The 9,737-nt window shown below is 62.0% G+C and carries 11 protein-coding genes; 5 read left to right on the top strand and 6 right to left on the bottom strand.

Annotation, left to right across the window (positions count from 1 at the left end):
• Positions 1 to 576 precede the first annotated feature (576 nt).
• Positions 577 to 1,419, top strand: a complete 843-nt coding sequence (dapF, locus tag OCV80_RS06655; protein WP_267288300.1) for a diaminopimelate epimerase — start codon at positions 577 to 579, stop codon at positions 1,417 to 1,419.
• Between the two features lie 55 nt (positions 1,420 to 1,474).
• Positions 1,475 to 2,770: a dicarboxylate/amino acid:cation symporter gene (locus OCV80_RS06650; RefSeq protein WP_021747575.1), complete on the top strand. Its 1,296-nt coding sequence runs from the start codon at positions 1,475 to 1,477 to the stop codon at positions 2,768 to 2,770.
• Between the two features lie 54 nt (positions 2,771 to 2,824).
• Here OCV80_RS06650 and sdaAA read toward each other — a convergent pair whose 3' ends face one another.
• Positions 2,825 to 3,718 (bottom strand): L-serine ammonia-lyase, iron-sulfur-dependent, subunit alpha, encoded by an 894-nt coding sequence (gene sdaAA, locus OCV80_RS06645; protein WP_119310742.1) that lies wholly within the window; start codon positions 3,716 to 3,718, stop codon positions 2,825 to 2,827.
• A 1-nt stretch (position 3,719) separates the two neighbouring features.
• The gene (gene sdaAB / locus OCV80_RS06640) at positions 3,720 to 4,388 is read right to left on the bottom strand and encodes an L-serine ammonia-lyase, iron-sulfur-dependent subunit beta (RefSeq protein WP_174232994.1); all 669 of its coding nucleotides are present in this window, start codon (positions 4,386 to 4,388) and stop codon (positions 3,720 to 3,722) included.
• 136 nt (positions 4,389 to 4,524) lie between these two features.
• Here sdaAB and OCV80_RS06635 point away from each other — a divergent pair, with 136 nt between their 5' ends.
• Positions 4,525 to 5,883, top strand: coding sequence for an 8-oxoguanine deaminase (locus tag OCV80_RS06635; protein WP_267288299.1), 1,359 nt, complete (start codon positions 4,525 to 4,527; stop codon positions 5,881 to 5,883).
• Between the two features lie 116 nt (positions 5,884 to 5,999).
• Here the strand turns inward: OCV80_RS06635 and OCV80_RS06630 are convergent, their stop codons facing one another.
• Positions 6,000 to 6,296 (bottom strand): helix-turn-helix transcriptional regulator, encoded by a 297-nt coding sequence (locus OCV80_RS06630; protein WP_036629569.1) that lies wholly within the window; start codon positions 6,294 to 6,296, stop codon positions 6,000 to 6,002.
• 143 nt (positions 6,297 to 6,439) lie between these two features.
• On the opposite strand from OCV80_RS06630, the gene OCV80_RS06625 reads away from it, so the two are divergent.
• Positions 6,440 to 6,688: an AbrB/MazE/SpoVT family DNA-binding domain-containing protein gene (locus OCV80_RS06625; protein WP_036629571.1), complete on the top strand. Its 249-nt coding sequence runs from the start codon at positions 6,440 to 6,442 to the stop codon at positions 6,686 to 6,688.
• Positions 6,689 to 6,735: 47 nt separating this feature from the next.
• Here the strand turns inward: OCV80_RS06625 and OCV80_RS06620 are convergent, their stop codons facing one another.
• The 3 genes from OCV80_RS06620 to OCV80_RS06610 form a co-directional block, all read right to left on the bottom strand.
• The gene (locus tag OCV80_RS06620) at positions 6,736 to 7,182 is read right to left on the bottom strand and encodes a zinc ribbon domain-containing protein (protein ID WP_267288298.1); all 447 of its coding nucleotides are present in this window, start codon (positions 7,180 to 7,182) and stop codon (positions 6,736 to 6,738) included.
• A gap of 69 nt (positions 7,183 to 7,251) precedes the next feature.
• Positions 7,252 to 8,172 (bottom strand): polysaccharide deacetylase family protein, encoded by a 921-nt coding sequence (locus OCV80_RS06615; RefSeq protein ID WP_267288297.1) that lies wholly within the window; start codon positions 8,170 to 8,172, stop codon positions 7,252 to 7,254.
• A 156-nt stretch (positions 8,173 to 8,328) separates the two neighbouring features.
• Positions 8,329 to 8,865, bottom strand: a complete 537-nt coding sequence (locus OCV80_RS06610; RefSeq protein ID WP_136891608.1) for a macro domain-containing protein — start codon at positions 8,863 to 8,865, stop codon at positions 8,329 to 8,331.
• Between the two features lie 178 nt (positions 8,866 to 9,043).
• On the opposite strand from OCV80_RS06610, the gene OCV80_RS06605 reads away from it, so the two are divergent.
• Positions 9,044 to 9,709 (top strand): beta/alpha barrel domain-containing protein, encoded by a 666-nt coding sequence (locus OCV80_RS06605; protein ID WP_136891607.1) that lies wholly within the window; start codon positions 9,044 to 9,046, stop codon positions 9,707 to 9,709.
• The last annotated feature ends 28 nt before the right edge of the window (positions 9,710 to 9,737 follow it).

The following is a 9,737-nucleotide window of genomic DNA, read 5'->3' as shown; positions in this document are numbered from 1 at the left end:
GGATCAAACTCTCTATAAAATGGTATCTAAACGAACCGTAGTCCGTTCAAACCTTCATAGAGCTATTTGTCATAGCTTCATTTCTCCATCCCACTGGTAATTGACTCAACCCAGTGAGACGGCTTTGTCCTTTGGCAAACTCACCTAAATGAGCTCGCCTTCTGGTGCTTCCTTTTCGTTACGTTGTTTAATTTACAAGGTGCACGCCGTTCCCGGCGGAACATTGCTATTATACTCGATTTCATTTCGTTTGTCAAGAACTTTTTTCAGAAGTTTTTTGACATCCGATCCATCTCGTATCAGCAGCAACCTGTTTAGGTTACCACATCTCAGCCTTGCTGTCAAGAACTTTTTTCATTTCTTCCCGGCCCGGCTCATCACCGCGCCGACAGCTTTGTTAGAATACCAAATCCTTCCCCTTTTGTCAATACCTTTTTCCTCTTTTCTCGATTTTTTTCGACCGTCTTCCCACTGACGTGGATTTCGCAGGTTCTGCATGGTTTTCCGCACATTCTCTGCTTTTCATTCTCAGTTCTCGCTGTTATAATAATGTATATACAAGAAGGAGGTGGAAACTTGAGATTTTGGAAAATGAACGGCGCGGGAAATGACTTTGTGATTCTGAACAACCTGGAGGAGCACCTCCCCCTGGAGCAGCTGCCACAAACCGCCCGGACGCTGTGTGAACGGCACATGTCCATCGGGGCGGACGGGTTGATGGTTGTGGATGCCCCCTCCCAGGGCGGAGATTATCGGATGCTGTTCTATAATTCTGATGGCAGCGTAGGTGAGATGTGTGGGAACGGTGCCCGCTGCATCTGCCGGTATGGCTACGAAAACGGGCTGGCCGGAGAGACGCAGACTGTGGAGACCACGGCAGGCATCGTCACCGGCCGGCGGATCGACCAGCGGCTGTACCGCATCCGGCTGAACGACCCCACCACCGTACGACTGGATAGCCCGGTGGAGGCAGACGGCGTGACATACGTCTGCTCCTATGTGGAGCTGGGAAATCCCGGCATCCCCCACGCCGTGGTGCCATACGCCGGACTGCGCCAGGCGGACGAAAACGAGCTGCGGGAGCTGGGCCGGGCTATTCGCTGGAACAAGGTCTTTCCCAAGGGTGCCAATGTGAACTTCTACGAGATCACCGGTGAAGATCTGATTTTCGAGCGGACATTTGAACGCGGCGTGGAGGACTTCACCTATGCCTGCGGCACTGGCACCGGATCTGTGGTGACCGTGCTGACTCTGCAGGGCAAAGTCTCCGGCCACGGCGTACAGGTGGATATGACCGGCGGCCGCTTGGTGATCGATGCGGAGCGGGTCCACTCCCATATCGCCAGCCTTTATCTGACAGGCCCCACCAACGTGGTGTGCAGGGGTGAAGTTACGGATGAGGACCTTATTATAATGTAAGGCCGGAAGGCCATATAGGTCAGCAGCTATTTCAATATGTATTGGAGGAGAGAGAATGAGTACACAGCTGAGCAAAAAGTCTGTTGCCCGGAACTACGCATTTCTGGCCGTCATGCTGGGGGCCATGATCCTGGGCTCCATCGTGGGCTGGATCTTCCCCCAGGAGCTGGATGCGGAGGGCAACGTCATCAGCGCCGGCGCCACGGTGCTGGAACCTCTGGGCACCCTGTTCCTGAATATGATGTTCTGCATCGTGGTGCCCATGGTGTTTTCGTCCATTGCCGGGTCTGTGGCTACCATGAAGAGCCGCAAACGGGCCGGCAAGATCATGGGCACCACCGTGCTGACCTTCGTCATCACCGGCGCCATCGCTGCGGTCATCATGATCGTCATTATGAAGATCTTCCCCCCGGTTCTGGAGCCCTGGACCAACCTGACTGAGGGCGTGGTGGAGGATCCCATCTCCATCCCGGACCTGATCGTGAACTTCTTCACGGTGAGCGACTTCTCCGGCCTGCTCAGCCGCAGCGCCATGCTGCCCCTGATCGTCTTCTCCATTCTGTTCGGCTTCGGCGTAAATCTGGGGCCGGGTCCTGACAGCCTGATTGCAAGATTCCTCACCAGCCTGTCCGAAGCTATGATGAAGGTCGTTCAGCTAGTCACCTACTACGCCCCCATCGCCTTCTTCGGCTTCTTCGCCAACCTGGTGGCCACCTACGGCTCCCAGATCGCTACGGACTATGCCCGGGCTCTGGTGGTGTACTATCCCCTCTGCTTCATTTATATTTTTGTGGCCTTCCCCTTGTTCGCCTGGTTCGGCGGCGGCAAGGGAGCGGTCAAGGAAATGTTCCGGCACATCGCCAAACCTGCCATCACTTCCCTGGGCACCTGCTCCTCCGTGGCCACCATCCCCACCAACATGGAAGAGGCGGAGGCCACCGGTATCTCCAAGGATGTCAGCGAGATCGTGGTTCCTCTGGGCGCCACCATGCACATGGATGGCTCCTGCTTCTCTTGCATTCTGAAGATCACGTTCCTCTTCGGCGTGTTCGGCCGGCCCTTTGACAGCATCGGCGACATGGCACTGATGGTGATTGTGGCCGTGCTGTCCTCCGTGGGCATGTCCGGCGTCCCCGGCGGCGGCTACATCGGCGAGTTCATCATGTGCTCCGTGTTCTTCCCGGACCAGCTGGCCATCGCCTATCCCATCGCCATCACCATCGGAAACCTGGTGGATCCCCCCGCTACCATGATCAACTCCGCCGGCGACTATGTGGTGAGCTTTTTGGTCTCCCGCTTTGTAGACGGCAAGGACTGGTTCCAGAAAGTCCTGGCCAGCCGGAACGCCTGATCTTCCCTTTCGCAAAAAGAAGGACCTGCCGCAGGGCAGGTCCTTCTTTCGTCCTCACAGCTCCTGTTCCTGGGAGCGGCGCTCTTCCCGCTTTGCCTTCACGCTCTGTCCGAATGGTGTGGCGGCGAGACCGCCCAGAGCGGTCTCCCGCAGCTCTACCGGCAGCCGGCGGCCCACGTCGCCCATGCAGTCGATCACCTGGTCCACAGGCACCCGGCTCTCAATGCCCGCCAGGGCCATGTCCGCCGCGCTGACGGCATTCACCGCGCCGATGACGTTTCGCTTGACGCAGGGGACCTCCACCAGTCCCGCCACCGGATCGCACACCAGGCCCATCAGGTTCTTCAGCGCCATCGCCACGGCGTGGCCGATCTGCTCCGGCCCGCCGCCCCGCAGGTCCACCAGGGCCCCCGCCGCCATGGCCGCAGCCGTGCCTACCTCCGCCTGGCAGCCGCCGGAGGCGCCGGAGATGGACGCCCGGTAGCCAACCACCGCGCCGATACCGGCAGCCACATACAGCGCCCGGACGATGGCCTCCTCATCTACAGCGCCCCGGCGGTACAGCGGCACCAGCACAGCCGGCAGCACGCCGCAGGCCCCCGCCGTGGGTGCCGCCACGATCCGGTGCATGCAGGCGTTGGACTCCGCCACGCACAGGGCCGTAGCGATCACCTCCTGCAGATAGGGGCCGCAGAGCGTCTCCTGCTGGGCGGCGTAGTCCCACATCCTCTGGGCGTCGCCCCCCACCAGGCCGCTGACGCTGCGCCGGTCCGCCCGGTAGGTGTCCACGGACTCCACCATGGCCCGCCAGGTGGCGTGCATCTTCTCAAAGGAGGCCTCCGCCGTCACCTGCCGCTCCTCCACGTCCGTATCCCGCACCACCTGCCAGAAGGGCTTCCGCCCCGCCTGGATCTTGTCGAAGATCTCCTGCATGGAATCCAGAGCCATTTCAGTCTTCCTCCTTCTCGTAGTAGGTGGCGCCCAAGACGCCGTAGAGCGCCTGGATACGCTCCAGGGCATCCGCCGGGATCTTCTGGTCCGTCTCCACCACCGTCAGGGCAGCGCCGCCCCGGCGGTCCCGGTTCAGGCTCATGTTGGCGATGTTCACCCCGCTGACGGAGAGCTCATTGAGAATCCGGGACAGCTCTCCGGCCACGTCCTGGTGGCGGACCACCAGGGTGTTGAAGATGCCGGTGAAGCTCACCTCCACTCCATCCAGCCGATCCACCCGGATGCGGCCGCCGCCGGTGGAGGCCGCCTGCAGCTCCAGCTTCCGCCCGTCGGCACTCTCCACCGTCAGCACCGCCGTGTTGGGGTGGGCATCCCGCAGACGGGCCGTGTGGAAGTGGAATTCCAACCCCTGGTTGGCGGCGATCTCAAAGCTCTGAGGAATGCCCAGATCGTCCGGCTTCATCCCCAGGAGGCCCGCCACCAGCGCCCGGTCCGTGCCGTGGCCTCGGCCGGTATCGGCAAAGGAGCCGTGGAGGCCGATGTCCGCCCGCGCCACTTCCGCCCCCAGCAGGGTCCTGGCCATGCGGCCGATCCGCACCGCCCCCGCTGTATGGGAGCTGGAGGGGCCCACCATCACAGGGCCCAGAATATCAAAGATGTCCAGCATAACCGTGTTCCTCCCGGTGATCCGAAATTGCTCTCAGCGTATCACATCCTCCCCGTTTCCGCAAGAAGTTTTCCCGGGAAAGTTGACCTTTCTCCCGCCGTCCTTTATACTGGGAGCAGAAAGGAGCGTGACCGCCATGTCCTCTTTGCTGCTGCGCAATCTGCGGACCATCCTCACCTGTGATGACGGCGACGCCGTGCTGGAGCACGCCGACCTCTATTGCGAAAACGGCATCATCCGCGGTCTGGGCCCAGACCTGCCCCAGACCGCAGACACTGTGATCGACGGGTCCCATTACTGGTGCTATCCCGGCCTCATCAACACCCACCACCACCTGTATCAGGTGTTCTCCCGGAACCTGCCCCAGGTGCAGAATCTGGAGCTGTTCGACTGGCTCACCGCCCTGTATGAGATCTGGAAGGGCCTGGACGAGCAGGTGGTGCGCCTCAGCTCCCTCACCGGCATGGGGGAGCTGCTGAAGCACGGCTGCACCACCTGCTTTGACCACCACTATGTCTTTCCCGCCGGATGCGGAGACCTGATCGGCGCCCAGTTCGCCGCCGCGGAGGAGCTGGGGATGCGGATGTTCGCCTCCCGGGGCAGCATGGACCTCTCCCGCAAGGACGGCGGCCTGCCGCCGGACAGCGTGGTCCAGACGGTGGACGCCATCATGAAGGACTCCGCCCGGGTGATCGAGGCGTACCATGACCCGTCCTTCGGATCCATGCGGCAGGTGGCCCTGGCCCCCTGCTCCCCCTTCTCCGTCAGCGGAGAGCTGCTGCGGCAGAGCGCCATCCTGGCCCGGCAGTACGGCGTCCGGCTCCACACCCACCTGTGCGAGACGAGGGACGAGGAGCGCTACACCCTGGAGCACTACGGCGTCCGGCCGCTGGAGTACATGGCGTCCCTGGGGTGGACAGGCCCGGACGTGTGGTACGCCCACGGCATCCACTTCAACGACGAGGAGCTGCGGGAGCTGGCCCGCACCGGCACCGGCGTGGCCCACTGCCCCATCAGCAACATGAAGCTGGCCTCCGGCGTGGCCCGGGTGCCGGAGATGCTGGCGCTGGACGTCCCGGTGGGATTGGCGGTGGACGGCTCCGCCAGCAACGACGGGTCGTCCCTGATGGAAGAGCTGCGGGTGTGCTACCTGCTCCACCGGCTGACCTCCAGCGAGAAGGCCCCCTCCGGGTATCAGGTGCTGAAGATGGCCACCCGGGGCAGCGCCCGGCTGCTGGGCCGGGAGGACATCGGGCAGCTGGCCGTGGGCAAGTGCGCGGACTTCTTCCTGGTGGATTCCCGCCGGCTGGAGCTGGTGGGCGGCGCGTACAGTCCCGCCGACGTGCTGGCCACGGTGGGCCTCCGCGGCCCGGTGGACTGCACGGTGGTGAACGGCCGGGTCGTGGTGAAGGAGGGGCATCTCGTCACCATCGACGAGGAAAAAACCGCCGCCGACGCCCGGAAGGCCTGCGGGGCGTATCTGGCAAAGGCGTAAAAAGAGCCGCTGCATCGGTTGATGCAGCGGCTTTCGCCTTATATTATCAGTTTCGGGAACCCGGCCTCTGTTCACGGCAGCCGAATACACAACCGCAAAGGTCCGTTGTCAACGTCTCAGGAAATGAATCGACGGATAAACTCACGCAGGGCAGCTTCTTCCGCTTCGGACAGATTGGGAAGCCGGATGACGACTCCATCCTCCAGACCGGCCAGATTGTCCAGTGTTGTCCCCAGTACCACCGCCAGCTTTCTCGCTGTCTCCAGAGATGGGGATTGAACATTGTTTTCGTAGCGATAAATACTTCCTTTGGTGACGCCGACGCGTTTCCCAAGCTCCTCCTGAGAGAGGTGTTTATTTTCCCGCAGTTTCCGGAGCCGAAGCCCGAAATCGAATACCTGTCCACTTCCCATATCCATGCACCTCATGGGCTTTATTATATGGGATGAATGTAATCTAATACGTTTATTTATATTCTAAAAAATAATCGTTTTTGTTGACTTTTTCTGACCGACGTGCTATCCTTTTTTCATCACTTCCGCAAGGAGATGGGGCAATGATATGTGAAACAGGCCATATGCGAAAATTGGATGAGTTGGGGCGGATCGTCATTCCCATCGATCTGCGCCGGGCTATGTTGTTGGATGAAGGAGACAGCGTCTCTTTTTCTCTGGATGAAGCATCTCACGCGGTGATCCTCCGCAAGAAGGAACCATCCTGCATCTGCTGCCATGCTGCGGATTCTCTCAGGCAGCTCCCCCATGGGATCTATGTGTGCGAAAGCTGTCTTGCGCAGCTGTCCTGAAAAAATCCAGGCGCCGGACCGCGGGTTTCCGCAGTCCGGCGCTTGTGTCAGTTCTCTTTCCATCGCCCCAGTGTGGGCAGAAGGCTCCGCATATAGGCGCGGCACGCCTCCGGATCCGTCCGGCCCAGGGGCATGTGTGGCAGGCATTGCTCCACCATCTCCTCTATGGTGCAGTCCTGGGCAAAACTCTCTCCGTCCCAGCACCACATACAGTACTGCTCATTGAAGCTGCCATCCGTATTTTTGGCCAGGATGTCATCGTTCAGCGGCATTCCACAGCTCTGGCAGACCAGGGTCCGGGGACTGCCCAGCAGGGTGTTGATGGACACGCCGAACAGCCTTGACAGCGCCTGAAGCGTCTCCACCTCCGGGATCGTCTCTCCCCGTTCCCAGCGGCTCACTGCCTGCCGGGTGACAAACAGCCGCTCCGCCACCTCGCTCTGGGACAGACCCGTCCGCTGCCGCAGCTGGGCGAACACCTCTTGAAACTCCATTCCCATCACCTCGGGACCAGTCTATCACAGCAGGGCAGCGGCGTAAAGCAACCGTCGGTTGCCTGCCGCTCATGCGGCGGCGGGCGCCGTCTCCGCAGGCAGGGGCGGCACCTGGAAGCGGAAGTAGTCGTAATTATAGGTGCGGTTGGGCTCCACCTGATCCCCAAAGCGCAGCTGGATCAGCTCGCTGACCGTCACCAGCTGGTAGCCCTGCTCCAGCAGCCAGGGCACCAGGACCTCCGTGGCCGCCACCGTGCTCTCGTAGATGCTGTGGAGCAGGATCACCTGTCCGTCCAGATTCCCGGCGTTCTCCACGCCGGTCACCACCTTGTCCGCGTCCTTGGAGCGCCAGTCCTCCGTGTCGATGGACCAAGTGACGATGCTCCGGCCGGAGGTGGTCTTCAGCGTCTTGTTCATGGAGCCATAGGGCGGCCGCAGCAGCGCGGGCGTGGTGCCCAGCACCTCCTGAAACAGCGCGTCCGCCGCGGCCTGATCCGCCTGCTGGGCGGCCTGATCCATCTTGCCCAGGTTTGCGTGGCGGTAAGAGTGGCTGCCGATCTCGCAGCCCATGTCCGCCGCCCGGCGGACTGCCTCCGGCGCCTTGGGGAGATTCCGCGCCACTTCGAAGAAGGTAGCCACCGCGCCGTGCTCCTCCAGAATATCCAGGATCTGGTCCGTGTAGACCGCGTGGGGACCATCGTCAAAGGTCAGGGCCACCATGGGGCGCGTGGGATCCACCACCCGCTGGGGCTCCGGCAGCGTCTCCACGGGAGTTCCGCCGCCCTCTTCCGGGGAGGGCTCCGAAGCATTCTCCCCGCCTGCCTCCTGGCTGTCCGGGAGGAGCTCCGGCATCTCGCCGGGAGCGGGGAGAACCTGAGCCGGGGGCGCCTCTGACACCAAATGCTCCGGCGGGGTCTTGGCGGGGGTCACAATGGTGCCGCAGGAGCTCAGCAGCAGGCAGGACAGCAGAAGGGAAACCAGTCGTTTCATGATGGGATACCTTTCTTTCATCTCTTGTTTGAGTCTATCATACGGAATGCCCCGGGAAAAATCGGGTCAAAACGGATACAAAAAGGTCAAAAAGAGTGACAAAAGAAACGAAGAGTGACAAACGCCGGAGCGGGAAAGGTCCCGCTCCGGCGTTCTTTACATCCGCTGGTCCTTGCCCTCCGCGTACCAGAGGTTCCAGGTCCGGCGGTAGACCTCCGCCGCCTGCTCCGAATGGCAGACCATCCGCACCCGCTCCGGCAGGGCATGGTCCGCCAGGAAGTCCATGATGGCCCGCAGGGCCACGGTGGCCGCCAGCGGCAACGGATACCCGTAGACTCCCGTGGATATGGAGCAGAAGTCTAGGGTGCGGATGCTGTGGGCCTCCGCCAAAAGCAGGCAGCTGCGGTAGCAGGAGGCCAGCAGGGCCGCCTCCCCCTGCTCCCCGCCCTGCCAGACGGGACCTGGCGTGTGGATCACATACCGGGCCCGCAGGCGGTAGCCCGCCGTCAGCTTGGCCCGCCCCCGCTCGCAGCCCCCCAGCGTCCGGCACTCCGCCAGCAGCTCCGGCCCCGCCGCCGCGTGGATGGCCCCGTCCACCCCGGCGCCGCCCAGCAGCGTGGGATTGGCCGCGTTGACAATGGCCTCCGCGTCCGAACGGGTGATATCTCCCACCAGAATGGAAAAGCGATCCATAGCCGTCCTCCTGTTCCCCTGTGCCGTCCCGACACATCTCGTCTCTTAACAGTATATCTCCCGCCGGAAAAAAAGCAAGCCCGGATCCGGGCTTGTCCCGCGTGGCTTCCTGCGGTATAATTTGCCTGTGAACAACCACCTGTGCCCGGCGTTCTGCCGCCGGGAGAAAGGAGTCCCTATGGCAAAACAGGTCCCCTCCTACACTGGGACGCTGCGCAATCACTCCCTGACCATCCCCGCCTGCGTCAGCGAGTGCAGCGGCATCCGTATTTTCGGCCGGCGCATCAAGTCCCTGGCCTTTTCCACCGATGTAGCCATCATCAAGAACATCAACGCGGATGCCATCATCGCCGTCTATCCCTTCACGCCCCAGCCGGTGATCTCCCAGGCCATCATCAGCGTGTCCGACGTGCCGGTATTCGTGGGCGTGGGCGGCGGAATCACCACCGGCTCCCGCTCCGTCCGGCTGGCCATCCAGTCCGAGCACCAGGGTGCCTACGGCGTGGTGCTGAATGCCCCCACCTCCGACGATGTCATCCGCCAGATCAAAAAGGTGGTGGACATTCCCGTGGTCATCACGGTGGTCTCCGCTCACACGGACATCGGCAGCCGCCTGGAGGCGGGAGCCGACTTTCTCAATGTCTCCGGCGCCGCCGCCACGCCGGAGATCGTGGCGGAGATCCGCCGGGACTTCCCGGAGGTTCCCATCATCGCCACCGGCGGCCCCACAGAGGAGTCGATCCTCCGCACCATCCAGGCCGGAGCCAATGCCATTACATACACCCCGCCCTCCAACGGCGTGCTGTTCGCCCGTATCATGAACCAGCACCGGAAGGCGCTGTGAGGCCATGGCGAAAAATTTTTTGAGGCGA

Source organism: Oscillibacter acetigenes, from assembly GCF_025567605.1.
GTDB classification, from domain to species: domain Bacteria; phylum Bacillota; class Clostridia; order Oscillospirales; family Oscillospiraceae; genus Oscillibacter; species Oscillibacter welbionis.
This window is presented reverse-complemented; position numbering and strand designations above follow the sequence as displayed.